Source organism: Desulfosarcina ovata subsp. ovata (assembly GCF_009689005.1).
Classification (GTDB): Bacteria; Desulfobacterota; Desulfobacteria; order Desulfobacterales; family Desulfosarcinaceae; genus Desulfosarcina; species Desulfosarcina ovata.
Genome location: NZ_AP021879.1, coordinates 5,755,624 through 5,780,804 on the forward strand (window position 1 = coordinate 5,755,624; position 25,181 = coordinate 5,780,804).

At 54.3% G+C, this 25,181-nt stretch carries 26 protein-coding genes; 19 read left to right on the forward strand and 7 right to left on the reverse strand.

Going from position 1 to position 25,181, the window contains the following annotated elements; all coding sequences use genetic code 11:
* Positions 1-59: 59 nt before the first annotated feature.
* Complete coding sequence (locus GN112_RS25150) at positions 60-839, forward strand: TatD family hydrolase (protein WP_155312702.1); 780 nt, start codon at positions 60-62, stop codon at positions 837-839.
* 10 nt (positions 840-849) lie between these two features.
* Here GN112_RS25150 and GN112_RS25155 read toward each other — a convergent pair whose 3' ends face one another.
* Entirely contained in the window at positions 850-2,079 is a 1,230-nt protein-coding gene (locus GN112_RS25155) for a sensor domain-containing diguanylate cyclase (RefSeq protein ID WP_162459118.1), read from the reverse strand.
* A gap of 329 nt (positions 2,080-2,408) precedes the next feature.
* Here GN112_RS25155 and GN112_RS25160 point away from each other — a divergent pair, with 329 nt between their 5' ends.
* The 5 genes from GN112_RS25160 (at position 2,409) to groL (ending at position 7,212) form a co-directional block, all read left to right on the forward strand.
* Positions 2,409-2,699, forward strand: coding sequence for a hypothetical protein (locus tag GN112_RS25160; protein WP_155312704.1), 291 nt, complete (start codon positions 2,409-2,411; stop codon positions 2,697-2,699).
* A 224-nt stretch (positions 2,700-2,923) separates the two neighbouring features.
* A complete protein-coding gene (locus tag GN112_RS25165) occupies positions 2,924-3,187 on the forward strand; it encodes a hypothetical protein (protein WP_155312705.1) in 264 nt (87 codons plus the stop codon).
* Between the two features lie 244 nt (positions 3,188-3,431).
* Positions 3,432-4,856 (forward strand): sigma-54-dependent transcriptional regulator, encoded by a 1,425-nt coding sequence (locus tag GN112_RS25170; RefSeq protein WP_155312706.1) that lies wholly within the window; start codon positions 3,432-3,434, stop codon positions 4,854-4,856.
* A gap of 425 nt (positions 4,857-5,281) precedes the next feature.
* On the forward strand, positions 5,282-5,569 hold the full coding sequence (gene groES / locus GN112_RS25175) for a co-chaperone GroES (RefSeq protein ID WP_155312707.1): 288 nt from the start codon (positions 5,282-5,284) through the stop codon (positions 5,567-5,569).
* Between the two features lie 17 nt (positions 5,570-5,586).
* Positions 5,587-7,212: a chaperonin GroEL gene (gene groL / locus GN112_RS25180; RefSeq protein ID WP_155312708.1), complete on the forward strand. Its 1,626-nt coding sequence runs from the start codon at positions 5,587-5,589 to the stop codon at positions 7,210-7,212.
* 202 nt (positions 7,213-7,414) lie between these two features.
* On the opposite strand, the gene GN112_RS25185 is transcribed toward groL, so the two are convergent.
* Entirely contained in the window at positions 7,415-8,401 is a 987-nt protein-coding gene (locus GN112_RS25185) for an aldo/keto reductase (protein WP_155312709.1), read from the reverse strand.
* A gap of 11 nt (positions 8,402-8,412) precedes the next feature.
* On the opposite strand from GN112_RS25185, the gene GN112_RS34565 reads away from it, so the two are divergent.
* The 3 genes from GN112_RS34565 to GN112_RS25195 all read left to right on the forward strand — a co-directional run bounded on the left by GN112_RS34565 (position 8,413) and on the right by GN112_RS25195 (position 10,128).
* The gene (locus tag GN112_RS34565; RefSeq protein WP_231717135.1) at positions 8,413-8,859 is read left to right on the forward strand and encodes a cupin domain-containing protein; all 447 of its coding nucleotides are present in this window, start codon (positions 8,413-8,415) and stop codon (positions 8,857-8,859) included.
* Between the two features lie 78 nt (positions 8,860-8,937).
* Positions 8,938-9,357, forward strand: a complete 420-nt coding sequence (locus GN112_RS34570; RefSeq protein ID WP_231717136.1) for a helix-turn-helix domain-containing protein — start codon at positions 8,938-8,940, stop codon at positions 9,355-9,357.
* Between the two features lie 87 nt (positions 9,358-9,444).
* Positions 9,445-10,128: a spermidine synthase gene (locus GN112_RS25195; RefSeq protein ID WP_155312710.1), complete on the forward strand. Its 684-nt coding sequence runs from the start codon at positions 9,445-9,447 to the stop codon at positions 10,126-10,128.
* A 20-nt stretch (positions 10,129-10,148) separates the two neighbouring features.
* On the opposite strand, the gene GN112_RS25200 is transcribed toward GN112_RS25195, so the two are convergent.
* Positions 10,149-11,234: a flavin monoamine oxidase family protein gene (locus GN112_RS25200; RefSeq protein WP_155312711.1), complete on the reverse strand. Its 1,086-nt coding sequence runs from the start codon at positions 11,232-11,234 to the stop codon at positions 10,149-10,151.
* Positions 11,235-11,660: 426 nt separating this feature from the next.
* On the opposite strand from GN112_RS25200, the gene GN112_RS25205 reads away from it, so the two are divergent.
* The 3 genes from GN112_RS25205 to GN112_RS25215 all read left to right on the forward strand — a co-directional run bounded on the left by GN112_RS25205 (position 11,661) and on the right by GN112_RS25215 (position 13,590).
* The gene (locus tag GN112_RS25205; protein WP_155312712.1) at positions 11,661-12,242 is read left to right on the forward strand and encodes an acetate uptake transporter; all 582 of its coding nucleotides are present in this window, start codon (positions 11,661-11,663) and stop codon (positions 12,240-12,242) included.
* A gap of 223 nt (positions 12,243-12,465) precedes the next feature.
* Positions 12,466-12,945 (forward strand): cache domain-containing protein, encoded by a 480-nt coding sequence (locus GN112_RS25210; protein ID WP_155312713.1) that lies wholly within the window; start codon positions 12,466-12,468, stop codon positions 12,943-12,945.
* A 9-nt stretch (positions 12,946-12,954) separates the two neighbouring features.
* Positions 12,955-13,590: a LysE family translocator gene (locus GN112_RS25215; RefSeq protein ID WP_155312714.1), complete on the forward strand. Its 636-nt coding sequence runs from the start codon at positions 12,955-12,957 to the stop codon at positions 13,588-13,590.
* 52 nt (positions 13,591-13,642) lie between these two features.
* Here GN112_RS25215 and GN112_RS25220 read toward each other — a convergent pair whose 3' ends face one another.
* From GN112_RS25220 to GN112_RS25235, 4 genes are all read right to left on the reverse strand, one after another.
* Positions 13,643-14,461 carry a DUF3786 domain-containing protein gene (locus tag GN112_RS25220; RefSeq protein WP_155312715.1) on the reverse strand — a complete coding sequence of 273 codons (819 nt, stop codon included), beginning with the start codon at positions 14,459-14,461 and terminating at the stop codon, positions 13,643-13,645.
* A 393-nt stretch (positions 14,462-14,854) separates the two neighbouring features.
* Positions 14,855-15,742, reverse strand: a complete 888-nt coding sequence (locus GN112_RS25225) for a methyltransferase family protein (RefSeq protein ID WP_162459119.1) — start codon at positions 15,740-15,742, stop codon at positions 14,855-14,857.
* 98 nt (positions 15,743-15,840) lie between these two features.
* The gene (locus GN112_RS25230; protein ID WP_155312717.1) at positions 15,841-17,115 is read right to left on the reverse strand and encodes an OmpP1/FadL family transporter; all 1,275 of its coding nucleotides are present in this window, start codon (positions 17,113-17,115) and stop codon (positions 15,841-15,843) included.
* 146 nt (positions 17,116-17,261) lie between these two features.
* The gene (locus GN112_RS25235) at positions 17,262-18,119 is read right to left on the reverse strand and encodes an NAD(+)/NADH kinase (RefSeq protein ID WP_155312718.1); all 858 of its coding nucleotides are present in this window, start codon (positions 18,117-18,119) and stop codon (positions 17,262-17,264) included.
* 427 nt (positions 18,120-18,546) lie between these two features.
* Here GN112_RS25235 and GN112_RS25240 point away from each other — a divergent pair, with 427 nt between their 5' ends.
* The 7 genes from GN112_RS25240 (at position 18,547) to GN112_RS25270 (ending at position 25,102) form a co-directional block, all read left to right on the forward strand.
* Positions 18,547-19,710 (forward strand): branched-chain amino acid ABC transporter substrate-binding protein, encoded by a 1,164-nt coding sequence (locus GN112_RS25240; RefSeq protein ID WP_231717137.1) that lies wholly within the window; start codon positions 18,547-18,549, stop codon positions 19,708-19,710.
* A 160-nt stretch (positions 19,711-19,870) separates the two neighbouring features.
* On the forward strand, positions 19,871-20,779 hold the full coding sequence (locus GN112_RS25245) for a branched-chain amino acid ABC transporter permease (RefSeq protein ID WP_155312719.1): 909 nt from the start codon (positions 19,871-19,873) through the stop codon (positions 20,777-20,779).
* A gap of 39 nt (positions 20,780-20,818) precedes the next feature.
* Positions 20,819-22,075: an ABC transporter permease subunit gene (locus GN112_RS25250; protein WP_231713949.1), complete on the forward strand. Its 1,257-nt coding sequence runs from the start codon at positions 20,819-20,821 to the stop codon at positions 22,073-22,075.
* Positions 22,065-22,871, forward strand: coding sequence for an ABC transporter ATP-binding protein (locus GN112_RS25255; RefSeq protein WP_456236858.1), 807 nt, complete (start codon positions 22,065-22,067; stop codon positions 22,869-22,871). The genes GN112_RS25250 and GN112_RS25255 overlap by 11 nt, the downstream gene beginning before the upstream one ends.
* Positions 22,864-23,571 (forward strand): ABC transporter ATP-binding protein, encoded by a 708-nt coding sequence (locus GN112_RS25260; protein ID WP_155312720.1) that lies wholly within the window; start codon positions 22,864-22,866, stop codon positions 23,569-23,571. Before GN112_RS25255 ends, GN112_RS25260 begins: the two co-directional genes overlap by 8 nt.
* Positions 23,572-23,809: 238 nt before the next feature.
* Positions 23,810-24,487 carry a lytic transglycosylase domain-containing protein gene (locus GN112_RS25265; RefSeq protein ID WP_197743398.1) on the forward strand — a complete coding sequence of 226 codons (678 nt, stop codon included), beginning with the start codon at positions 23,810-23,812 and terminating at the stop codon, positions 24,485-24,487.
* A 150-nt stretch (positions 24,488-24,637) separates the two neighbouring features.
* Positions 24,638-25,102, forward strand: coding sequence for a YcgN family cysteine cluster protein (locus tag GN112_RS25270; RefSeq protein ID WP_155312721.1), 465 nt, complete (start codon positions 24,638-24,640; stop codon positions 25,100-25,102).
* Positions 25,103-25,181: the final 79 nt, after the last annotated feature.

Here is a 25,181-nt window from a genome sequence, read left to right on the forward strand (position 1 = left end):
CCGGGGAAAAAGAGTAACCAAATGTTAAATGCGGTTACTCTTAAGGACGGACGTTGGCTATGAATGGGGCCAGATACCGACTCGTGGATACGCACGCTCATCTGTGTGCCGAGGATTTTGACGATGACCGGGAGGCTGTTCTGGAACGGGCCGGACGGGCCGGCATCGCGGCGGTGGTCGCGGTTGGCGAGAACCTGGCCGATGCCCGCCGGAACATCGATCTTGCGACCCGCCATGCCATCCTGAAGCCAGCGGCCGGCCTGTATCCCACGGTTCTCGATCTGGACCAGGCCGATGCCATGGTTGCCTTCATCCGTGAACATGTTTCACAACTGGTGGCCATCGGTGAAGTCGGCCTGGATTACTGGGTGGTCAAGGACACGGCGGGCAAGGCCTTGCAGCGGGAAATCTTCAGGCGCTTTGTCGCCCTCTCCGGGGAGCTGGATCTGCCGCTCAACGTCCACTCCCGATCCGCTGGCCGGCATGCTATTGCCCTGCTCTTGGAAAGCGGTGCGCGGAGGGTTCAACTGCATGCCTTTGACGGCAAGGCCGGCGCCGCCCTGCCGGCGGTGGATGCCGGTTATTATTTCTCCATCCCGCCGTCGGTGATTCGCTCCCGGCAGAAGCAGAAGCTGGTGCGCCTGCTGCCCCTGTCTTCCCTGCTCGTGGAAACCGACAGCCCCGTTCTCGGGGTGGATCCCTTGGTGCGCAACGAACCGGCCAATCTTCTTGTCGTCATTGATGCGATTGCACAAATCAAGGCTGTTCCGGCAGAGGCGGTGATCGAAGCGGTTGTGGAAAATAGCGTGCGCCTCTATGGTGATCGTCTCGGTGGCTGATCTGACTCTTTTACTTGTAGATCCGGTATTGATTGCCGCCCCTGGCCTTGGCCTGCTCAGCGGCCACCTGTGCCTGTTCGAGAAGGGTATACATGTCTTTGGCGGTCGTCGGGTAAACGGAAATGCCGATACGCGCGGAAACCTGAACGGGGGTGCCGCCCAATTCCACGGGCACGGAAAAGGATTTCAAGATTCGCTGCGCTCGTTCGGCGAGCGCCTGCCGGGGATTGCCGACCACCCGGGTCAGCATGATAAACGAATCCGCTGCAAACCGGGTCAGGGTATCGCTTTGCCGGCAGACGCCTTTCAGTCTGCGGGCCGTCTGCTGAAGCAGAAGATCGCCCTGCCGGTACCCCAGGGTTTCGTTGAAGCGACGGAATTCATCCAAATTGACAACCAGGATGGCGATCATGGATAGATCCCGGTCGGTATGGCTGAACGCCTGTTCCAGCCGGTCATAGAAAAGTTGCATGGTCGGCAGACCGGTCAGTGGATCGCGGAAGGCGTCGATCCATAATGCTTCCGTCTCTTCCTTTTTGCTCATCATATCGTAGCAGAGGCTGCAATAATGGGTTGTCTCTCCCTCTTCATTGGCGATGGCGGCGATGGAGAGCAACGCCGGGTAGATCTCTCCGTTTTTTCTTCGATTCCAGACTTTCCCCTGCCACCGCCCCCTTTTTTTGATGTCGTTCCACATGGATTTGTAAAAATCGGCATCATGGCGGCCGGATTGCAGAAACCGGGGGGTACGCCCGATGACTTCATCGGCGGCATACCCATTGATGGTGGTGAATGCCGGGTTGACCGCTTCAATGATTCCGTTGGTATCCGTAATGATGATGCTTTCGCTCACATTTTGATAGACATTGGCCAGCAGCTTGAGATGGGCATTGTAGTGCCGCCACCAGGTCACGTCATGGCCGTGAAGAAAGAGAAAATCAGAATCGTTGAACGGAACGGGGGTGAACACGATCTGCCGTTCTTCCACCCTGACTTCAACACCGCGCGTCGAACACGCATCACTGGCCAGGCACTGGTTCAGGGATTTCAGAAATGCTTCGGGCAGCGAATTGCCGACGGTGGGCTGCCATTCGGAAAGCAGTGATTGGGCTGCCGGATTGATGTAAAGCAGGATCCCATTCCCGTCGACATGCAGGATCGGATCGCCGCTGGCTTCCTGAAAACGATTGATCGAAGGGGCATCCTTATTTTCAGTTTTATATTTATCTAATGATCCCATTTTTTTGCTCCTCATCGAAGCGCTGACCGAGTTTTCCTTCCACATCGATAAAGTATGGAGCCCTCCGGGCTTGTCAATCGGGAATAAATTCATTTTTTTGCTGTAAATGTTTTTTTGGGGCTGCCCGATGGGAAATGAATTTTGCAGCCTTGGAAGATCAGATCTGCCGGTTCCGATTTTATTCTCGCTAATATTATATATCTAACAAATACAAATTATTATGAAAATGGTCCAAATGTTGCTTAACCACGAGTGTCCGGCTGTTCGGACCGTTTTGGGGGTAAATCATTGAACGGCATATCCATTTTTGTCAGACAAGGAGAAAAAGGATGACACGCGCAGCAAAGAAGATGGTGATGGTTTGGGTGGCAATGGCCATGATCCTGGGGGTTCCGTTCGCCGCCATGGCCGCGGAATCGGTAACCATTACAGGTGAGGTGAATGACAGCTATCAGATTGTTGATGCCAGCGGCCAGGTGTATGAGATCGCCGATACGACCCCGGGCAACGACCTGGTCGAGAACCACATTGGTGAAAAGGCCAAAGTGACCGGAACCCTTGAGCAGGATCAGGATTTAAAAATCATTACCGTTACCGCTTTCCAGATTATCACAGAATAACTAAGGTTGCCGGAAATAAATAATTCCCTCAGATCGCGCCGGATTTGGGGTCGTCTACAAGGCGCCGCCACCCGTGCATATCAGGGAATATGTGCGAGTGGTGGCAACACGGTAGACGGGCGCAAAGACAAGCAGGATGGGGGAATTATTTATTTCCGGCAACCTAAGCCCTCATGGGACCCGGATTCGCTTGGACCGGGTCCCTTTGCCCCACAGGAGAGGTCATGAAAAAAAAGGTTAACGCTTCCATGCAGACGCTGGTTGGTATTGTCACCCCTTCCGCATGGGATGAGGGTGACCGGGTGTTTGAGGTGTCACTTTCGGCAACCGATGATGAAGAGTATGTCATTGAGAACAGCGAACGCTTTCTGGATCTTGTGCAGAAACCCATCCGCGCCGTGGGGATGGTCAAAGTCGGCAAGAAGGTCCACCGGGCGATCAATATCAAGAAATTTGAATTGCTGGAGAGCGCTTCCCTCGAGGAGTGATTTCCCATCGAAACACCGCAGGACGCCAATGGAACAAAAAGAACTGGACGTGTTCCGTGAATTGCTCGAGCCTGGACGTTGGTGGGCATCGCCGCTGATTAAATGGCAAGATTGGGGTTGTTTTTAAGCGTGTGATGTGACAAAGCCGAGACGTTACTCGCCGGCGCGATCTGCCGGCCGACGATGCCCGCCACCCCTGGTCCTGGATCGGGAATTCAGGTGATAACGGATTTGTCACAAGCCCATGGATTCCATTTTCATCTTTACTCGAAACCCGTGCACGCGGGATACCATCCGGCGCATTTTCGCCGACGCCTACCAGACCCACGTCGCCAGTTCCACTGACCAGTTATGGGCGGGGCTGAAGACCATTGCCTGCGACTGTCTTTTCATCGATCTTGCCCAGATGGAAAGCCTGGCAGCCGGTCTGGACGGTCCGCCGGGCCCGAAGGCGCTGATCGGTCAGCTCAGGCAGCTCCGACCGATGATGGCGATCGTTATCATTGCCGCTGGCAATGGCATTCGCCAGGCGGTCAACTACATGAAAAACGGGGCCAGCAACTACATTGCCGAACCCATTGATCCGGAAGAAGTCCGCCTGGTTCTGGATGAAATCTCCCGGGACCGGCTCCAGCAATCGGAACTGGCCTACCTCCGCGAGCGTTTGTGGCAGGACGACTCTCTGGATGTTGTCCAGACGCTCAGTCCCTTGATGAAGAAAGTCTACGACAGTGTCATGTCCGTCGGTCCCACCAAGACCACCGTCCTGCTGCTCGGAGAGACCGGAACGGGCAAGAGCTTCATGGCCAAACGGATCCATCGCCACAGCAATCGCAAGAACGGACCGTTTATCAGCGTTCATTGCGGGGCCATCCCCGAGACCCTGATCGAAAGTGAGCTGTTTGGCCATGAAAAGGGCGCTTTTACCGGTGCGCACCGCCGTAAACCGGGCCGGTTCGAGGTCGCCTTCGGGGGGACGATTTTTCTGGATGAGATCGGGACGATCTCCATGGCCGCTCAGGTCAAATTGCTGACCGTTCTTCAGGAAGGAATTTACCAGCGTGTGGGCGGCGATCAGCCCCTGAACGCCAATGTGCGGGTGATTGCGGCGTCGAACACCGATTTGAAAGCGATGTGCGAGGCGGGGCAGTTTCGCAAGGACCTTTACTACCGGCTTAACGTGTTTCCCCTGACGATCCCCCAACTGCATGACCGCAAAGAAGATATTCCCCTTTTTGTGGATGCCTTCCTGAAACGGTTCAATCAATTCAACACCAAGAACATCCAGGGGGTTCATCCCGACGTCATGAATGGGTTGCTCAACTATGTATGGCCGGGCAATATCCGTGAGCTGGAAAACCTTCTGGAGCGGGCATACATTCTTGAGAATTCACCGATCATGATGCCCGACAGCTTTCCCCCTGAACTGTTCGACAGCGTTGCGCTGCCCGCTGATATCACCATCCGGCAGGTGGCCACCCTGGCTGAAGTCCGCAAACACGGGATCGAGGAGATTGAGCGGCGCTACCTGCAGGAGTTGTTGCTGCGCAACAAGGGGCGGATCAACGCATCCGCTGCCGAAGCCGGGGTGGGGACCCGCCAGTTGAACAAATTGATGCACAAATATCGCCTGGACAAGGCGGCCATTAAAAAATCGTTGAAAGTATAGGCGATGATAACCATTGGACCGCCGTGTCCGGACTAAAAATCGCAGTTCCATGAGACCTCCGGATTCCGATAATTATCATATTCGGAACTTCATATTCCGCTCTTGCCGCAACCGTTTTTGCCAGGTGGGTTTCATTCTTCTCCGTCTTTTCCCGTTTTTATGCGCGCAGCGAAACGGCATTTGATTGGTTGAAACTATAACATATTGTTATAAAAGAAAATAAAACTAATTGTGCAGGGCTTGACATTGCCCATTTGCGCTTTAATTTTTTCTATCTTCAGACAGACCATGCCCTGATACGTGTTCATTAACAATGATGGGTGGGCACCCTTTGGTTCCCCTCATGGGCAAGCATACCGATAGGTGTGTTCATTGCTCCCATCAAACCGTTTTAATATACGATTATAGCGAAACAGGAGGAAAAAATGAACGTCAGACCGTTGAATGACCGAGTCCTCGTGGTCCGTACCGAGGGGGAACAAAAAACCGCCGGAGGAATCATCATCCCGGATACGGCCAAAGAAAAACCCATGGAAGGCGAGGTGGTCGCCGCCGGACCGGGCAAATTGGACGAGAAAGGCAAACGGGTTCCCATGGAGTTGAAAGCCGGTGATCAGGTGCTTTTTTCAAAGTACGCCGGCACGGAAATCAAAATTAACGGGGTTGAACACCTCTTCATGCGTGAAGACGATATTCTGGGTGTGATCGAATAATCAGGAGGAATCAAATCATGGCTGCAAAAAAAATTGTTTACGGTTCAAATGCCCGTGCGGCGATGCTCAAGGGGGTCAATACGCTGGCCAATGCGGTCAAGGTGACGCTGGGCCCCAAGGGCAACAACGTAGTTTTGAATAAGTCCTTTGGCTCGCCCCTGGTGACCAAGGACGGCGTGACGGTGGCCAAGGAAGTTGAAGTGACCGACAAGTTTGAGAACATGGGTGCCCAGATGGTCAGGGAAGTGGCCAGCAAGACCAGCGATGCGGCCGGTGACGGAACGACCACGGCAACGGTGCTGGCCCAGGCCATTTACACAGAAGGCCAGAAGCTGGTGGCCGCCGGCGGCAACCCCATGGCAATCAAACGCGGTATCGACATGGGCACGGCAGCGGTGATCGACGCGCTGAAGAAAATTTCCAAGCCGACCAAGGACCACAAGGAGATCGAGCAGGTCGGGACCATTTCCGCCAACAATGACGAGACGGTGGGCTCGCTCATTTCCGACGCCATGGAGAAGGTGGGCAAAGAGGGCGTGATTACCGTCGAAGAGGCCAAGGGCATGGAGACCACCTTGGATATCGTCGAAGGCATGCAGTTTGACCGGGGTTACATCTCCCCCTATTTCGTGACCAATACCGAGAAGATGGTTGCCGAACTGGAAGATCCCTATATCCTGATCAACGAGAAGAAAATCTCCAACATGAAGGATATGGTACCGCTGCTGGAATCGGTGTCCCGTGCCGGCAAACCGCTGGTGATCATTGCCGAGGATGTCGACGGCGAGGCCCTGGCCACCCTGATTGTCAACAAATTGCGTGGCACGCTTACCGTCGCGGCGGTCAAGGCGCCTGGATTCGGAGACCGCCGCAAGGCCATGCTCGAAGACATCGCCATTCTTACCGGCGGGCAGGTGGTTTCCGAAGACCTGGGCATTAAACTGGAAACCGTCACCATTGATGACCTGGGCAAGTGCCGGGCGATCAAGATCGACAAGGACAACACCACCATCGTTGACGGTGCCGGGACCAAATCGGCCATTGAGGGCCGTGTCAAACAGATCCGCGCCCAGATTGACGAGACCAAATCCGACTACGACCGCGAGAAGCTCCAGGAACGCTTGGCCAAACTGATCGGCGGCGTGGCGGTGATCAACATTGGGGCGGCGACCGAGACCGAGATGAAAGAGAAGAAGGCTCGCCTGGAGGATGCCCTGAATGCCACCCGGGCAGCCGTGGAAGAGGGAATCGTGCCGGGTGGCGGTGTCGCTCTGGTTCGCTGCATTCCCGTTTTGGATGGCCTGGATGCCAAGGGTGAGGAGAAGAACGGCATTAAGATTCTTAAACGCGCCCTTCAGGAACCCCTGCGCCAGATTGTCTGCAATGCCGGCCTCGAAGGGGCCGTGGTGATCAACGCGGTTTTCGAGGGTAAGGACGATTTCGGTTACAACGCGGCGACCGATGAATACGAGAACCTGATCGCCGCCGGGGTTATCGATCCGACCAAAGTGGTGCGCTTCGCCTTGCAGAACGCCGCCTCTGTGGCTGGCCTGATGCTGACCACCGAGGCCATGATCGCCGACAAGCCCGAGGAGAAGAAGAAAAGTTCGGCCGCAGCGTCCATGGGCGATGACATGTATTGATGGCCACCTAAAAGACCGTTATCGTCACGCCGGACTCGATCCGGCATCCAGAAACGATCGAAAATGTGGAGTCGCGCGATCGGTTCAGCGTGTGCCCGGTTTTTGCCGGAACGACGGATGAATCGAAGCCTTGACGGGTAACCCAAACACCCCTGACCTCATTTTGGCCAGGGGTGTTTTCCTTTTCGGCGTCAGCATCGCCCTATCTGTTCAGACCGGCCATTCCTTCGGGGGTATAGCGTTCACCGGCAATCGTTCCCGGCGCAAAAGCCTGATCCAGGATATGGGTTTCCTCGGTCGACAGGATGATATCCACGGCGCCAAGGTTTTCATTTAAATAGTCCAAGCGCCGGGTTCCGGGGATGGGCACAATATCGTCTCCCCTGGCCAGAATCCAGGCGAGCGCCAATTGCGCGGGGCTGACGCCTTTGGCGGCTGCCATGTCAAACAAAACGCCGGTACGGACCAGGTTGGCCGGCAGGTTCTTTTCGGAAAAACGCGGGAGAAGGGGACGCAAATCGCCTGACTGGCTGATTTGTTGACGGTCCAATTTCCCGGTCAGGGCGCCACGTCCCAAGGGGCTGTAAGGCACCAGGGCCACGCCCAGCTCGCGCATTGCAGGAATCACCTGGCTCTCAATGTCCCTGGTCCACAGCGAATATTCCGACTGGACCGCCGTGATGGGGTACACGGCATGGGCCCTGCGCAAGGTGGCTGCCGCCGGTTCGGACAGGCCGATGTAACGGACCTTGCCCGTATGAACCAGTTCGGCCATGGCACCCACCGTATCCTCGATGGGCACGGTGTCGTCAATTCGATGGGCGTAATACAGGTCGATGGTCTCTCTTCCCAGGCGCCTGAGACTGGCATCGCAGGCCTGCTTGACATATTCAGGCCTGCCGCAGATGGTTCGGGCGTATTCGCCTGGCCGGCGTACAATCCCGAATTTGGTGGCCAAAAAAACTTCCCCAGTCCAATCTTTCAGCACCTTGCCGATCAGCTCCTCGTTGTGACCCGCTCCGTATGTGTCGGCCGTATCCAGCATGGTCAGGCCCTGCTTCAGGGCAGACAGAATCACGGTTCTGGAGACCGCGTCATCAGAGGACCCGTAAAACTCGCTCATGGCCATGCACCCCAGCCCCAAGGCGGATACCATGGGACCCTGTTTTCCCAATTGGCGTTTTTTCATAGCAACTCCTGATGTTGAAGGGTTTTCAATGGAACGACAGCGGCAGCATAGCTCAAAACCACTTGACCTTCATCAGAATAACGGGCATTTTTTTCCCGATGACGGACATCGATGAGGCCCAGGGACAATCTTTGCAGAACAGCTATACAAAAATCGATTTTACCTCCGTTGGGATGGATGTGCGCACCCTTGCCGGCACCATGGCCAGCTGTTCCACGGAAGCGCTGCACACTCACGGTCACCATCAGGTGCTGAAAATCGAAAGCGGCGTGACGCTATTGGTGGATGCGTATCGCCGGCAGCCCATGTTCGGCGCGCTGACCGCATTTATCCCGGCGGATTTCGCGCATCGTAGCGTGGTGCTGGGTAGCCCTGTGCGCTACAAATCCATCTACCTGGCGCGGGAATTGTTGCCATTCCCCCAACAGGCGATCTCGCTGTTTTTCATCAGTCCGTAGGGCGCGGCCCTGTTTGATCGGATTCAACTCCGGGAATCCCGGGATCTTGCCCGCCGCCACAACCGGGAATGCCTGGATTTGTTGCTTAAGCTGCTGCCCGAGGAGATGGAACGGCCGGCGGACCTCGTACGCCTGCCCGAGCCGAAGGCCCGCCTGACCCGCAACGTGGTCCGGTTTGTGGAAAAGCGATACGCCGGGCCGTTGACCATGGCCGATTTCTCCAGGGCCTTTCCCTATTCCGGGCGGCACTTGGCCCGCGTGTTCAAGGCGGAGATGAAGATCACGCTGTTTGAATATATTCGTCTCCACCGGATTTTGATGGCTTCCCTGGCCTTGTGCGAGACGGACAATGCCGTTACCGACATCGGCCTTGATTGCGGATATGCTTCGCTCTCTTCCTTCTACCGGGATTTCAACACCGTCTATGGCATCGCGCCCAAATTTTTCCGGAAGGCATTTTCAGGCAACGGTGGGCGAGGGGATTCTTCCGATCAATAGTGGGATTTTATTTATGCTTGGATCGTGATATGCGAACCTTCTTTTTAAATGGCAGAACACGGTTTTTGGCGAAAGGGAACACGACCGATGGCATTGCCCTGGAGAACCATTGAAGCGGTCCAGACCGAGGAAGGGCGTCTTGAGCTGAGGCAGCGCGGAGAACGGGATTTTCTGATTTGCGTGGACGGCCGCGTGCTGATGAACAGTGTGGCCCATCGGTCCGAGCAAGCGTTGGGAACGCTTGCCTGTGTGCACCTCAAGGGGGCCGCCCAAGCACGGGTGCTCGTGGGTGGCCTGGGTATGGGATTTACCCTCAAAGCCATACTCGACACGCTGCCCGCCTCGGCCCGGGTGGAGGTGGCGGAATTAAACCCCGTGGTAGAGGCGTGGTGCCGGGGGCCTTTGGCCGCGTTGACCGACAGCGCCGTTACGGACCCACGCGTTCAGGTGAAGATCAGCGATGTAACGCACCGGATCCGCCGTCATGCCGTTGAGAACGCACTTGAAAAGCTCGACGCCATCATCCTGGATCTTTATACCGGTCCTTACATGCACAGCCACAAGCGGGATGACCCACTCTTCGGCAGTATCGCCATCCGGACAACGAAGGCGGCCCTCAAGCCCGGCGGTGTGTTCGCCGTATGGGGGGAAGACTACGACGCCGGATTTACCAAACGCCTCAAGCAGGCGGGTTTTGTGACCACCCATCACCAACCCCGACGGGGCGGGTTCCGGCATGTGGTTTATCTGGGAACCAAGCCAGCGCAATAAGGCGCGTCTGCCGTTGACGCTTACAAATGGTAGACGGCCCGTTCGGCCGAACGAAGGGCGCCCTCGAGATAACCGCCGTGCTGGTCAGCGGTTTCCGTGCCGGCAAAGTGAATGGCGCCGTCCCACATATCGCTTTGGCCGGCAGGCGGCTGATAGATCGGATGCGTGAGCATGGGAGGATAATCGTACTCCGTGGCAGTGAAGGGTTCAAAGGCCCAGTCCTGATAGAACAGCTTTGCTGGCTTGGTTGCTGCCGGTCCAAAGAGGGCGGCCAGCTGGTTGAGGATGGCCTCGCTTAAATCTGGCTGCTGCCTGCGTTGTACCGCCGGGATACCGGCAAAACCGGTCAGCCCGTAGGGGACTGTGTCGTTGTTGGAGCCGTCATGGATCTCGCCAAGGGGCCCACGTTCGCTGAAGGCCTGTCCCGACAGTCCCGCATTGCGCCAGAAAGGCGTTTCATAGAGGGCGTAGAATTTGGCTTGCCCGGCCATCCAGGTGCCGGTTTTCAGCATTGCCTGGGCCAGGCGGTCCGGCAAATCGGGCGTGAAGAGAATGGTTGCGGCGGTAAGACGCGGTGGCAGGGCGAGGATGACCTGTTGGGCCACAAACTGTGCCCGGGGCGCCTTTTCAAGCTCACCCACCGTCACCCACACGCCGTCGGATCGCCGCTCGATGGCGCAGACCGAATGGTTCAATCGGATGGCATCGTGGGGTATGCTCTCGCAGAGTTTGGTGATCAGTGCCGTCATGCCGCCAACGATGCGCCAGGAAAAAGGCTCGCTGCCATATCCCCTGACGGTGTGCACGGCGCCGTTTTGCTGCTGGTAGCGGCCCATGCCTTCTTCAAACTGGCGATACCCTTTCAATCCCAGGGCCGCGACCAGGCGTTTCATGCGTGGATGGATGTCGGGCCAATACCAGGAGGGGCCGAGGTCACAGCCGTACCCGTCATGCCGGGGGCACAGTATCCGGCCACCAATCCGGTTGCGGGCTTCGAGGACGACAAATGACTTTTTTTGGGAGGTCAGCAGACTGGCGGCGTAGATGCCACTCAAACCGGCACCGATAATGATGGTTTCGATACTTTTGGTCGCAACTGGATCCATTTGGCCTATCCCCCGTCCGGCATTCCATTTCGGCTAAAGAAAATTTCCTATAGCACCGCAGTTGCCCGTGACACAATAAGAAAGCGATCATACGCTCAAAATTGAGTGGCTGCTTGTCTTTTTTCGGCGATGCACATTCGAAGGAAAGAATCAGCCTTGGTTTTTCCTTGACCCACTGAATCGATCCATACTATTTTTTCCATAACAGTTCCCGCCATTTTAATCCCGAATCGAGTTTTGTTTACCGTTCCCGCTGGCTGTGCGCAATAATGGCATACGGATGGTGGCTCCACGCGTCGATTTCATTGATGAGTGAGACTGTTCAACTGCACTTCGACGTTCGGTTTTATTTATATTTCGAAACAGCGATGTATTCCGTTTCAGCAACGGAATTGGTTGAATCCTCAAAAGGAAGGAGTGTGGATCATGGCAAACGAGGCACCCATGGGTAATCCGGGAGTTGTCGGTCTGGCGGGGTTCGGGATCACCACGATGCTGCTGCAGTTCCACAATGTGGGCTGGTGTGGTGTCGGCCCCATTGTCTCCATGGCTTTTGTGTTTGGCGGCCTGGCGCAGATGATCGCCGGGTATCAGGAGTTCAAGTGCGGGAACAATTTCGGTTACAGTGCCTTTGTCTCATACGGGGCATTCTGGGTTGCACTGGGGGTGATCTTCATGCTCAACCATTTCAACATTTACCACGCCAGTACCACCGATGTCGGCTGGTTTCTGGTCAGTTGGACCATTTACACGGCCATCCTGTGGATTCCGGCCATGCGCATTCACGGCGCCATGGCGGTGACCTTTACCCTGCTGCTGATCGGATTTATTCTTTTGGATCTGGCGCATTTCGGATTTCCGTCATTGACCAAAGTGGCCGGTTATGAACTGATGCTGTGTGCCTCCTCGGCCCTCTACATGATGGCCCATGTTATTTACGCCCAGGTGTTTGGCGCGGATGTGTTGCCCGTCGGCGACCCCTGGATCAAACCCCGGACGAAGGCATGAAGGCATCGCAGGGGGCCATCCATAACGATCCCGTTTTTATTTCCGGATGGGCATTCGATGGCGTTCCGGCGAGTTTCGGCTATAGCATTCAAGATAATGTTTCTGGGCTACGTTATCGGTCGTCGCGGTATGGTTTATACAGCTTCCTCCCTTAAGGCCTTGCCAAAAACATTATCTTAAACACCATAAGAATGAAGCAATTCCAATTATTGCGGAGGATGGTATGAAAAAGTCATTTTTCCTTTTGCTTGGCCTGATTGTCGGACTGATTGCCGCAAACGCATGGGCCGAAGGATCGGCAACCAAAGATGAGTGCGTGATCAAATGCCATGAGGCCGCGGCGATGATCAATTCAAAGGGGCTGGAAGCCGCGATCAAGGCGATCGGTGATCCCAAAGGGCCGTTTGTCTGGAAGGATTCGTATGTTTTTTTGATGAATCTGGACGGAAAGATGCTGGCCCACCCGTTCCATCCCGAGCTGACTCATCAGGAGCATGTGCTGCTGATGACCGATCCGACGGACAAGGCGCTGTTCGTCCATTTTGTCAACCTTGCCCGTACCGCCGGACACGGATGGGTCGAGTACATGTGGCCCAGACCGGGCAAAACCACGCCTTCCAAAAAGCTATCCTACATTTACCGGGTCCCCAAGCATGATCTTTTTGTCGGGGCCGGGGTGTATGTGGGCGGGATGATCTATTGAGGCATGGGTATGTTCGGTATTCATGATCTTCCCCTGTTCATCATTTCCTGTATCCTGCTCAACCTTACGCCGGGACAGGATACCCTGTACATCATCGGCCGCAGCGTGGGCCAGGGACGAACGGCGGGGATCGTGTCGGTGATCGGCATCATGACCGGCGTACTGGTGCATACGCTTCTGGCCGCGCTGGGATTGTCGGTGATTCTGGCGACCTCCGCCATGGCTTTTGCCATCGTGAAATACGCCGGTGCGCTCTACCTGATCTGGATCGGTGTCCGTTTTCTCGTCCAGCCTGACGGCTCCGGGGAGGTGGCCCATACCGCGGATCAGACCCGCAAGCGTTGGAAAATTTTCAGCCAGGGGGTGCTGACCAATGTGCTCAACCCCAAGGTCGCGCTTTTTTTCCTTTCGTTCCTTCCCCAATTCGTATCTGCTCAGACGCAGATGGTGGTTGTGCCGTTCATCGTGCTGGGGCTGCTGTTTTTTACCACCGGCAGCATCTGGGGATTGGTCCTGGTTTACGGTGCCAGCTGGCTGTCGACCCGTTTTCGTCGCCGCAGTTCGCTGGGGAGGGTTTTTAAACGACTCCCCGGCCTTCTGTTCGTCGGCCTCGGGATCCGGCTGGCCTTTTCCCAGGCCCGTTGATCGACCGGCCATGGATGTCGGCGAAAAAACAGAATGGTGAAGGACGGATCGTCTATGCGGATGCTTCGGTGAATCCGTGACGCAGGGCCAGCTTTTGAAACATCTGGGTCAATCCTGCCCCCAACGAGAAAACCGATCCAGTGTCCAGGTTCTGGTCGGCGGTTTCATCGAAAAAAATGTTCAGGCTGGAACCGAGCCCCTCATCGGGGCGCCAGTAGCAGATCATCACCGGGACTTTGGGCAGGGGTGCCAGCACCACGGAAATATCCGACTGGAACTGACGTTCCACCTGGCGGCCGGAAAAGAGGTGCACGACGTCGTCGAACAGGTCGGTGTATCCATCCGCCACCTGTTTCATGGCCGCTTCGCAGCGCTTCTGAAACAGCGGATAGCGGTCCTTGCCGTTTTTCAACTCCCTGAAACTGACCCAATGGCCGGTGGGGGCGTCGCCCCGGGCATTGATGACATAGTCGAAAAAGGGGGCGGCAACCCATGGATTGACATGAATGTCGGAATAGAGCTGGCCATGGTCGTCGACACTGAAATCCTTGCCCAGGATTTTCAGGGTCAGGCGGCCATTTTTATAGTGGCCCCCCGTCCGTTCGGCGGCTGCGCTGAGATCCAGACCGGCGATTTGCTGGCGCATTGCCTCCAGAAAGGCATCCCAGTTTTCCTCTAGGGGGGTCTGATCGCCGACATCGGTTGAGAATTTCTCCTTGACGTGGCGGTCGATGCGCGGACAGTCGTCGATATTTTTTTGTCCCCGGAATACGGCGCCGGCAAATGCCAGACAGGTTTTTTCGCCGCACTCCCGGCAATTGGACTTGTCCAGGTATTTGAAAATCTCCATTGCATTTTTTGGTGCCGGCATGCATGTTCTCCTTGGCTATGGTTTTAAAAGGGTTGAAGGATATTGGCTATGGAGACTATAAGATCATCAGCCTCATCTGTCATCCTCATGAGCGCGGAGGTTGTCAACGCTATTTTGAGGACGCTTGCTTGTTATGGGAAGAAATCGGTCTGTCTGTGTTGAGAGAAACGTTTTGAAGAACTGTTGCGATTGTTGAAGCTGGAGAAGATCGAAGAAAATATTTTCCAGAAACCTTAAGGCGATTTCTGTCAAAGAAGATACCCGCCTGCTTGTCTTTTCATCCGTCTTCTGCGTTGGGCTTTTTCACACATAGCCCCACTATGCGTAAAAAAGCCCGCCTTGAATACGAATGAAAATCATGCGCATCCTGGTATATTCTTTTCCGCCAATCGCCTAATCATCCCCTGGGGGGCGATCCCGGTCATCCGGCAGCCGCGGTTTGAGGCTTTTGGGCAGCAGCATGGGCACCTTTTTCCGATAGGCCCGGTAGGCATCGCCGAAACAGTCTGTCAGATCCCGTTCCTCCATGGTGGCCCCGATGATGATCCAGATCGTCCACAGCCCATTGTGCAGCAGTCGATCGAGAGTAAATACCGAGCCGGTCCAGATGATGATCAAACTGCACAGATAGAGGGGATGGCGTACCCAGCGGTACGGTCCTCGGACTTTGAAATCCATGGGCGTGGCGGATCGATCGCGGCCAAAGGCCCTGATGGCCGGTTGAACGCCCAACGCATCAAATTCCCCCAGCGCCCTGGATCCCCACCAGGCCCCGATCCCGGCCGATAAGAAAAGCGCGGTCATGAGCCATCGGATCCACTGCGGCGGTGTCCACAAAGGCGGACCGGCCGTCTGCCAGAGGCACACCAGGGTTAACAGGCATGCCCCGGAAACGGTGGCGTAGAGGGCCCCGTGGAAATCGACGCGAACGGACCGGGTCAGCCAGAGGCGAAACCGCTGCCGGACCATAATGCTGTGCTGAACAAAGAACAGCAGGCACAGCAGAGCATCGGTGAGCAGACGACCGGTGGTGGAAAAACCGGAATCCAATTGAATCAGCGGCCCCACCAATAGAAATAGCAGCCAGGCCAGCATGCCACTGCCACCGAGGCCATAGGCGCCGGCAACCAGCAGCCACGCTCCCGGCTTCCTGGATATCCATTGCCGTCCGATGCCTCGCCTTGCCTGGGCATCTTCCACGGCGGTCAGTTTGCAGGTGCGGTTCGTTATCGGGTTCAAATCGACGATCTCTTCGGTGGTGGCCCTGATTTGTGGGGCCATGATGAAGTAACCGTTTGAAACATAAGAGGCTGAAAAAAGCGGCTTCCGGTCAATTCTTACCGGAAGCTGGCAACCTTCATTCGGCCAGGAAAATTGCCTTAAAAGGCATAGTTGACGGTCAGCCCGTAGCCCCATAGCTCGCCTTCCGCATCAAGGCTTGTCGATCCGTAATAGGTGTGATTCAGACTGTCGCTTTCCCCGCCAATTTGCCGATTGACCTCGGTGCGGATGTATTGCACCACACCATCCACCGTGACGCGTCCGAGGTTCAGCCCGAATCCGATCGAATAGGTCTTTTTATCCGCATCGGGCCAGACGAGATCAAAGGTATCATCCGGAATGGGGCTTTGGTCGTAAAAATAGCCGACCCGCAGTGCCAAATAGTCCGTTGTCTGCCACTCGATACCGGCCTTGAACTGCATCGTATCATCCCAGTCCCGGGCAATGTTCTGGGGATTTCCGGGTCCATAAGTACCATACAGAAAATCATCGGAAAAGGTCGTCACTTGTCTGTCGACAACGCTCCAATCGGTCCAGACCACATCGATTTCCATGGAAACCCGCTTGATCGGTTGGAATCGCAGCCCAAACTGGACTTGTTGGGGATGGTCGACCGAATCCAGTTCGATGTCACTTTTTATGCCGGTACCGACTATTTTTACATCACCTTCGAATTCCGTGTCGGTCTCGCTACGATAGGTCAGTCCAAGCGTGATGGATTCGGTCGGATGGTACATGACACCGATATTGAAGGAGTAGTTGAAGTTGTCTTCCAGTTCGCTTTCAATCTTACTGCCATGCAATAGCGGATTTGTTGGATAATAGAGGAGATGTTCAACGCCGCTTTCCGACTGTCCCAATACCAAACCCATACCCACGGACCACTTTTCATTGAATTTGTAGGCCACGGAAGGGGTCAATACAACCCGGTAGTAGTAGGAATGATAGCAATTATACGCCCCCGGATTTTTTGCCGGATCATCGTCCCACTCTATATCCAGGCCGTAGGGAACATAAAATGCCGCACCGACCGCCCAATGGTCCGTGAGCCGCATGGCAAATCCCATGTGGGGGACGATAAGATCGTCGGACGTATCTTCAAAATCGGTCGGACTTTGGCTATCGACATGAAAATCATTTACCTTCAAGGTGGGATCAATGATATTGACGCCGGCCGATACTGTCGGCCGTTCAATTTGTACAAGGCCCGCAGGGTTGTAATGAATGGCATAGGGATCATCCGCATAGGCTGAAAAGGCGCCCCCCAGCGCCGTCGCTTTAGCGCCAATGCCGAACGTGTCCACATTTGCGCCCCATGCATACGATGCGGATAGAACTGTAAGACAAACTACCTGTAACAGACGTTTTATCATCGTTTCCTTCTCCCGAGTGTTGGATTTGAGACAAGAAGGCTCTTCAATTGTTATGGTTATTTTAACTATGTGAACATTGTTAACATGATTTTTTTATATTGAAAAGAGCAATAAAATGAAACGTACAATTTGTTTCTGAATATCAATTATACACGGCTGCCGCTCCATTTGAGCTTGGCCTTGAGAACATCGAAATAGTTTTGCTCGGGAAGGGTGATCATTTGTACCGGACTTAAACTTTTACTGATGATGATGGTGTCCCGCTCATCGATTTTTATTCCCACCTGCCCATCGCAGGTCAGCATGATGTCCGAGGCGTCCTCGGTCAACTGGATGGTGATGGTCACACTATCGGGCACTATCAGCGGACGGTTGGTCAGGGTGAACGGACAGATGGGCGTGATGAGGATTCCGGGGACCGAGGGATAGATGATCGGACCGCCGGCCGCCAGGGAGTAAGCCGTGGAGCCGGTGGGCGTTGCGATGATCAGCCCGTCGGCGCGGTAATCGGTGAGAAACTGGCCGTCCACATGGGTGCGGATGCGGGCCAGTCTTGCCAAGGCGCCTTTATTGATGACGACGTCGTTGAACGCGCATTCACGGGCAATCTCCATCTCCTGACGACAGATTTGAACGTTCAGCCGCATTTGTTGCCGGACGGTGAATCGATTCTCCAGAATGGCATCGGCCGCCTCGCGCAGCCGGTCCTCGGTGGTTTCCGCCAAAAAACCGACCTCGCCGAATTTGACGCCGATAATTGGAATCTGCTGGTCCCCTATCCAGCGCACGGCACTGAGAAAGGTGCCGTCGCCTCCCAGAACGAATACACAGAACAGGGATGCCGGAGATCGTTCCCGTAATCCCTTGGTCCGTTTTATAGCGGGCATCGAGCTTTGCCGGCGAACAATACTAAGGCCTTTGTGCGTCAACCATTGCTCGAAACGATCCGCCTGCTCAATTGCCTTGGTTTCGTTTTTAACGACCAGACCGATTTGTTTTTTCATCCCCGATCCTAAGGCAATTTCTGTCAAAGAATATACCCGCCTGCTTGTCTTTTCATCCGTCTTCTACGTTCGTTTTAACAAAACATATCCAAACTTATTGAATTTTTACACTCATACATGTGTTTGGCAGTAAGGGCAAGTTTTTAACCGGCGTATCTTGCGTCCCGGGAGCGGCGGCAACCCCTTTTCAGCGATGCATTTCTAACCGCCAATAGTAAGCCTTATCACAAGTTTCACCAATAATGACGGCTTCGATGCGGACCCTCAAGTGCCCTATCCATATTTGCGAAACAGGGGCATTTAGCGATACCATTCCCAGCGGGCGATGGTGATTATGTTTGACAATGATTAACCTCACTTTTATACAGACAGGATCCGTTAGAATATAAAAATCAACAACCCAGAGGAGAAACGAGGAGGAGAAACGATGCATCAAAAGCAATGGCGTTTTTTCAAGCTGTTCATCGCTATGATTTTATCCGCCGCCATGATCGTTGCCTGCGGCCAGAAGGAGGAACCGACCCAGGCGGAAGAAAAGGTTGAACTGCCACCGATAAAAATTGCCGTGGTCGGTGCTCATAGTGGTGATTTGGCGTCTTACGGGATTCCAACGGTCCGTGCAGCCGAGTTGGTGGCGGAACATCGCAATGCCCTTTGCGGGATCAATGGACGAAAAATCGAACTTGTCGTTGAAGACGATGCATGCAAGCCCGAGATTGCAACCAGTTCCGCCACCAAAGTCACCGGTGAAGGGGTGAATGTGGTCTTGGGACACATCTGTTCGGGCGCCACGAAGGCGGCTTTGGGAATTTATAAGGATTCCCATATCGTGACCATGTCGCCATCGGCAACGAATCCTGGACTGACGCAAAGCGGTGATTATCCGAACTTTTTCCGAACCATCGCCTCTGACGATGCCCAGGCGCGATTGGAGGTTGAGTTTGCATTGGGAACACTAAACCTCAGCAAGATTGCCGTTCTTCATGACAAGGGAGATTATGGCAAGGGACTGGCCGAGTTTGCCAAAAGTTTCATCGAAGCGGACAACCGCGGCGAAGTGGTATTGTATGAAGGTGTCACCCCCGGTGCCGTGGATTACTCGGCGGTGGTTAACAAGATCAAACAGTCGGAAGCTCAGGCGGTTATTTTCGGAGGCTACCATCCCGAAGCTTCCAAGATTGTATCGCAGATGCGAAAAAAGGCGATGGATACGATTTTTATCTCCGATGATGGCGTAAAGGATGACACCTTCATCAAGGTTGCCGGCGAATATGCCGAAGGCGTATATGCCAGCGGCCCCATGGATACTTCCAAGAATTCCATTGCTATCGAGGCCGTCGAGGCCCACAAAGCGAAATACGGTGAAGATCCGGGCGCCTTCTACCTGAATGCCTATGCAGCCGCCCTGGCGTTGATCAATGCCATGGAAAAATCGTGCTCGACCCAATACGATGACATCGTCAATGCACTGCGAAGTGAATGGGTGGCCACCCCCCTGGGAATCATCAAATTCGATAAAAAGGGAGATGCCATCGGCGTTGGTTTTGCTATGTACCAGGTCCAAAACGGCGCCTATGTGGAAATAAAATAGCGTTGCCGGTGAGATGTCGATTAGGGAACGGAGGCTCAGCATCCTCCGTTCCCTAATTGTTTATACGGTCGGACGGTTTTGTTTTTTTGCGAATCCGTTCCGGTTGGGTCGCAGGCGAAAACACGCCGCCGGTCAGCCATTGTAAGGAGATGACTGGGAAATGAATGTCGATTATTTTTTCGAAATGTTTCTGGGCGGACTGACCCGTGGCAGTATCTATGCGATGATCGCCTTGGGCTATACCATGGTGTACGGAATTATCGAGCTGATCAATTTCGCCCATGGCGAAATCTACATGATTGGTGCCTTTACCGGTCTGATCGTGGTGGGCATCTTGACCCTGGCCGGTTGGAACACCGTGGCCATCCTGGTGATTGCCTCGTTTGCCGCGGTCATCTGGGCAGCATCGTATGGTTGGACCATGGAGAAAATCGCCTACAAACCGCTTCGTAAGGCACCACGGCTTTCGGCGTTGATCAGCGCCATCGGCATGTCCCTGTTTTTACAGAATTACGTTTTGTTGGCACAGACATCCGATTTCCTTCCCTTCCCCAATTTGATTCCCGATTTTAAATTTTTGAAACCGATTGAGCATATTCTGCGGCCTTCGGAATTGGTCATTTACCTCACCACGGCCATTGTTATGGCCCTTTTGACATTCTTGATCAAATTCACCCGGATGGGAAAAGCCATGCGCGCCACATCCCAGGATCGTGAAATGGCCATGCTGGTGGGCGTGAACGTCGACAGGGTGATTTCCATGACTTTCGTGCTGGGGTCGGCCACCGCCGCCTTGGGGGGGATCTTGATTGCCTCGCACATCGGTCAGATCAATTTTTACATCGGGTTTCTCGCCGGCATCAAGGCTTTCGTGGCAGCGGTATTGGGCGGCATTGGCAGCATGCCCGGGGCGGTTCTGGGAAGCCTGGTATTGGGATGGACAGAGAGCTTTTTTACCGGGTACATCTCCAGTGACTATGAGGACGTATTTGCTTTTCTCTTTTTGGTGCTGATTTTGATTTTTCGCCCTTCGGGGCTCTTGGGACGGAAAGAGATGGATAAAGTCTGACGGATTTTGTGCACTAGAGAAGGAGACCGTTTAGATCCTATGGCAACCACGGACAAATCAATGGCCGTCGGGCTATTTCGTTGGGATGAAGTAAGAAAATCGCTTTTGGCCAGCCTATGGTTCATGTTTCTGACATTTCCCGTCATGGTCATTCGCGTCAATACCATTTACAAAACCGTCGAATGGCGTTGGCATCGCATGGCGTATGTCGGCGTGGGCGCCTTTTTGCTTTCTTTTGTTTGGCGGTTTCTCATCCGACGCAAGGAGGCGGGAATCAAAAGGGCCGAAGAGAGCGAAGAACAGACCCTTACCAGAGCTCAACGCCTGATCAGGGATCCTCGATTTGCCAAGCCGGGAATCGTTGTTGTCGGAATCGGCTTTTTGGTTTTTCCCCTGATATCCTCCCTCTATCAAATCGACATCATGACCACTGCCCTGATTTACGTGGTGGTCGCTTTGGGCCTGAATATTGTCGTTGGGTTGGCTGGGTTGCTCGATCTCGGCTACGTCGCCTTTTATGCCGTCGGGGCCTATTCCTACGCGTTGCTGAATTATCACTTCGGTATCGGCTTCTGGCTGGCCCTGCCCATTGGTGGCGCCGTGGGTATGCTTTTCGGTATTTTGTTGGGCTTTCCTGTTTTAAGGCTTCGGGGGGACTATCTGGCCATCGTTACCTTGGGATTTGGCGAAATCATCCGCCTGGTCCTGGAAAATTGGAACGAATTCTCTTTCGGCCCCAGCGGGATCGCCAACATCCCCCGTCCCGGTTTTTTCGGGATGACCCTCTCCCTGTACCAAAATCATGTCTATATTTATTACTTGATGGTGGGATTGGCGCTTTTTACCATATTTGTGGTCCGGCGGCTGCAGAATTCCCGCATCGGTCGGGCGTGGATGGCGCTTCGGGAAGATGAAGTCGCCTGCCAGGCCATGGGGATTAACAAAACTCGCACCAAGCTTAGCGCCTTTGCCTTGGGGGCGACGTGGGCGGGCATGGGTGGCGTGGTATTCGCGGCCAAGACGACCTTCATCAACCCGGCCAGTTTTACCATCTGGGAGTCGGTCATTATTTTATGCTGCGTGGTACTCGGCGGCATGGGGTCCATCGTGGGCGTGATTTGCGGTGCCTTTGCGCTGAAACTGCTGCCGGAGTACTTTCGTGCCTTTTCAGAATACCGGATGCTTGTTTTCGGCATGGTACTGGTGCTCATGATGGTCTTTCGCCCGGGAGGCATCATCAGTGACGTCAGAAAAATCTATCGTTTTGAAGGTGGAAGCGAGACCCGTGGAAAATAATCACTCGACGCAACCGGTCCTGTCGGTAACTCAATTGACCATGAATTTTGGTGGATTGTGCGCTCTCGACGAGGTAGACCTGACAATCAAGGAAAACGAAATCGTCGCCTTGATCGGCCCGAATGGCGCCGGCAAGACCACTTTCTTCAACTGTATTACCGGAATTTACACCCCCAGCGGGGGTGATGTGGTACTGACCGATAAAGCGGGGCACCGCAGCCGTCTCAACGGGCTCAAACCCGATCAGGTGACCAAAAAGGGGATGGCGCGAACCTTTCAGAATATTCGCCTGTTTCAAAACATGACGGTTTTGGAAAACGTGATGATTGGGCGGCATTGCCGCATGCGCACCGGTATCCCGGGAGCCGTTTTTCGCCCACCCCGGGCCAAGTCCGAAGAAAAGCAAGTCGTTTCCGATAGTTATCAAATCCTTGAAAAATTTGATCTGCATCGATATGTAAACGAGTTTGCCAAAAACCTCCCCTATGGTGCCCAACGGCGGTTGGAAATCGCACGCGCCATGGCCACCGAGCCATTTCTTCTTCTGCTGGATGAACCGGCAGCGGGCATGAACGCTCAGGAGACCAAAGAACTCGACGCGATGATTGAGAAATTACGCTATGAAGAAAAGATCTCTATCTTGCTGATTGAACATGACATGAAACTGGTAATGAACCTTTCCGATCGCATCTTCGTTGTCGATTACGGAAAAAAGATCGCCGAAGGCACGCCCGAAGCCATCAGCCAGAATCCGGCGGTAATCAAGGCGTACCTTGGGGAGTCTGCCGATGCTTAAATTGGAAGCGATCAAAACCTATTATGGCAATATTCAGGCGTTAAAGGGGGTCAGCCTGGAGGTTCAAACGGGTGAAATCATCACCTTGATCGGTGCCAATGGCGCCGGTAAAACCACGACCCTGATGTCCATATCCGGAATCGTGCCGCCGCGGACCGGAGAAATTTACTTTATGGGAAAACCCATCAGCCGGGTCAATCCAGACAAAATCGTTGCCATGGGGATCAGCCAGGTTCCGGAAGGCCGACGGATCTTCCCTTATCTGTCCGTCCTCGAGAACCTGGACATGGGGGCGTTTTTGCGCAAAGATAAGCGCGATATCCAGGCGGATCTGGACTATGTCTTCAGCCTCTTTCCCATTCTGGCGGAACGGCGCAACCAGGCCGGTGGCACCTTGAGCGGTGGCGAGCAGCAGATGCTGGCCATTTCCCGGGCACTGATGGCCCGGCCACGACTGCTTTTACTGGATGAGCCGTCACTGGGGCTGGCTCCGCTGATTGTTAAACAGATATTTGAAATCATAAAAAAAATTAACAGGGAAAACAATACGACGATCTTTCTGGTGGAGCAAAACGCCAACCTTGCCCTGAAGGTTGCTCACCGCGGGTATGTAATGGAAAACGGGAAGATTACCCTTGCGGATAGCGCGGAATCGCTGCTGGCCAACGAGGCGGTCAAGAAAGCCTATCTGGGGATCTGATGGATCAACTTTTGGGAAGTTTATTACATAATTATAATGTAATTACTTTCTTCTTTACTATTTTTTGGTTTTCTGACACGCTTCTGCATCTCTTCTCAAATTAAATATAACTGATTGGGATTAATACATAAAGTTAGCTGATCGGTGAATCCGGCATTCTATTTGCTAACTAAGGACCGCAAGTCGGACGCCATGTGCGGCCACTTGTTGATCAACCCATTTTTTACAGATAAATGCCATGAACAGAGACGATTCCCACTTTTCCCGCACGTTGATGACCGATTTGACGGTTTTTTTAGTAACCTTGACGGTTTGCAGTTTTTGCCTGACGGCCGCCACAATGCTTTCCCGATCCACGCGATCGGCTCCGGATGTGTCCCCCAGGCTGGCCATGCCCCAACCACCGAACTGCCCTGAACTGGTACCCGAACCCGAACGCACGTTGCCGGCGGCAGACAATCGGATCGCCGAGGCTCCGGATGGTGCGATACCGTCGTCCCGTCTCCCCTTTCACGGTATCATTACCCAAGTGGCCGGCCGTTACGAGGTGGACCCCAGCCTGGTTCGGGCCATCATTTTTGCAGAATCCGGTTATAATCCCCGAGCGAGGTCAGAAAAAGGGGCCCGCGGGTTGATGCAGTTGATGCCGGCGACCGCCAAGGCGCTGGGGGTTCAGGATGTTTACGATCCCAAAGAGAATATCGAAGGCGGCGTCCGTTACTTCAGGACCCTTCTGGATCGCTTTGGTGGAGATGTTCAACTGGCCCTGGCGGCATACAATGCCGGTTCCCGCCACGTCAGAAACTATGCTGGCGTGCCGCCGTTCAAGGCGACACGGCGATACATCAAAAAAGTTCTCAAATTTCAGCATCAATTCAAAATGGAAAAAAGCTTCGGAGCCCGCCAGATGGCCTGATCCAGCGATTTCAGTGGTTGTGAACAGCGGACCCGCAGCCCCCTTATGAAAAAGGCTGCGGGTCGTTTTGTTTGTGGCCCCGACAAATCCTGTCCGCTGTCACGTTTTTCCCTTTTTTGAGCGCGTGTTTTCATGGTAAGGCTGCGGGCGATGAGTAACACAGACCCTAAAAAAATAGGCACTCCTTTCTGGAAAACCAAGCCCTTGGACCACATGGGGCGAGACCAGTGGGAATCGCTGTGTGACGGTTGCGGCCGCTGCTGCCTGCAGAAGTTTCAGGATGGGAAAACCGGGAAAGTCACCTACACCTGGGTTTCCTGTTATCTGTTGGACACCCACACCTGCTGTTGCACCGATTACGGCGACCGTTCGACCCTGGTTCCCGATTGCCTGTTGCTGACGCCGAAAATGATTCCGCGCCTGCGCTGGTTGCCACGAACCTGCGCCTATCGACGGCTGGCCGAAGGCAAAGACCTGGCTGCCTGGCATCCGCTGGTTTCCGGCGATGCGGAATCCGTGCATCGGGCCGGTATATCGGTGCGAAACAAAGCCATTTCCGAAATTTATGTTCACCCGGAAGATGTTGATTTTTACGCCATCGGCTACCGATTATGACTGATTATAGGCGTATCGATCCATACTGGAAATCCGTTGGTTCGATTACGATCCTGTGCCGTGAATGAGGATTCCATTG

What these genes read in the sequence shown, in the direction of transcription:
- GN112_RS25150 (WP_155312702.1), top strand. Translation starts at nt 60, where the DNA reads ATGAATGGGGCCAGATACCGACTCGTGGATACGCACGCTCATCTGTGT.
- GN112_RS25155 (WP_162459118.1), bottom strand. Translation starts at nt 2,079, where the DNA reads ATGGGATCATTAGATAAATATAAAACTGAAAATAAGGATGCCCCTTCG.
- GN112_RS25160 (WP_155312704.1), top strand. Translation starts at nt 2,409, where the DNA reads ATGACACGCGCAGCAAAGAAGATGGTGATGGTTTGGGTGGCAATGGCC.
- GN112_RS25165 (WP_155312705.1), top strand. Translation starts at nt 2,924, where the DNA reads ATGAAAAAAAAGGTTAACGCTTCCATGCAGACGCTGGTTGGTATTGTC.
- GN112_RS25170 (WP_155312706.1), top strand. Translation starts at nt 3,432, where the DNA reads ATGGATTCCATTTTCATCTTTACTCGAAACCCGTGCACGCGGGATACC.
- groES (WP_155312707.1), top strand. Translation starts at nt 5,282, where the DNA reads ATGAACGTCAGACCGTTGAATGACCGAGTCCTCGTGGTCCGTACCGAG.
- groL (WP_155312708.1), top strand. Translation starts at nt 5,587, where the DNA reads ATGGCTGCAAAAAAAATTGTTTACGGTTCAAATGCCCGTGCGGCGATG.
- GN112_RS25185 (WP_155312709.1), bottom strand. Translation starts at nt 8,401, where the DNA reads ATGAAAAAACGCCAATTGGGAAAACAGGGTCCCATGGTATCCGCCTTG.
- GN112_RS34565 (WP_231717135.1), top strand. Translation starts at nt 8,413, where the DNA reads ATGTTGAAGGGTTTTCAATGGAACGACAGCGGCAGCATAGCTCAAAAC.
- GN112_RS25195 (WP_155312710.1), top strand. Translation starts at nt 9,445, where the DNA reads ATGGCATTGCCCTGGAGAACCATTGAAGCGGTCCAGACCGAGGAAGGG.
- GN112_RS25200 (WP_155312711.1), bottom strand. Translation starts at nt 11,234, where the DNA reads ATGGATCCAGTTGCGACCAAAAGTATCGAAACCATCATTATCGGTGCC.
- GN112_RS25205 (WP_155312712.1), top strand. Translation starts at nt 11,661, where the DNA reads ATGGCAAACGAGGCACCCATGGGTAATCCGGGAGTTGTCGGTCTGGCG.
- GN112_RS25210 (WP_155312713.1), top strand. Translation starts at nt 12,466, where the DNA reads ATGAAAAAGTCATTTTTCCTTTTGCTTGGCCTGATTGTCGGACTGATT.
- GN112_RS25215 (WP_155312714.1), top strand. Translation starts at nt 12,955, where the DNA reads ATGTTCGGTATTCATGATCTTCCCCTGTTCATCATTTCCTGTATCCTG.
- GN112_RS25220 (WP_155312715.1), bottom strand. Translation starts at nt 14,461, where the DNA reads ATGCCGGCACCAAAAAATGCAATGGAGATTTTCAAATACCTGGACAAG.
- GN112_RS25225 (WP_162459119.1), bottom strand. Translation starts at nt 15,742, where the DNA reads ATGGCCCCACAAATCAGGGCCACCACCGAAGAGATCGTCGATTTGAAC.
- GN112_RS25230 (WP_155312717.1), bottom strand. Translation starts at nt 17,115, where the DNA reads ATGATAAAACGTCTGTTACAGGTAGTTTGTCTTACAGTTCTATCCGCA.
- GN112_RS25235 (WP_155312718.1), bottom strand. Translation starts at nt 18,119, where the DNA reads ATGAAAAAACAAATCGGTCTGGTCGTTAAAAACGAAACCAAGGCAATT.
- GN112_RS25240 (WP_231717137.1), top strand. Translation starts at nt 18,547, where the DNA reads ATGCATCAAAAGCAATGGCGTTTTTTCAAGCTGTTCATCGCTATGATT.
- GN112_RS25245 (WP_155312719.1), top strand. Translation starts at nt 19,871, where the DNA reads ATGAATGTCGATTATTTTTTCGAAATGTTTCTGGGCGGACTGACCCGT.
- GN112_RS25250 (WP_231713949.1), top strand. Translation starts at nt 20,819, where the DNA reads ATGGCAACCACGGACAAATCAATGGCCGTCGGGCTATTTCGTTGGGAT.
- GN112_RS25260 (WP_155312720.1), top strand. Translation starts at nt 22,864, where the DNA reads ATGCTTAAATTGGAAGCGATCAAAACCTATTATGGCAATATTCAGGCG.
- GN112_RS25265 (WP_197743398.1), top strand. Translation starts at nt 23,810, where the DNA reads ATGAACAGAGACGATTCCCACTTTTCCCGCACGTTGATGACCGATTTG.
- GN112_RS25270 (WP_155312721.1), top strand. Translation starts at nt 24,638, where the DNA reads ATGAGTAACACAGACCCTAAAAAAATAGGCACTCCTTTCTGGAAAACC.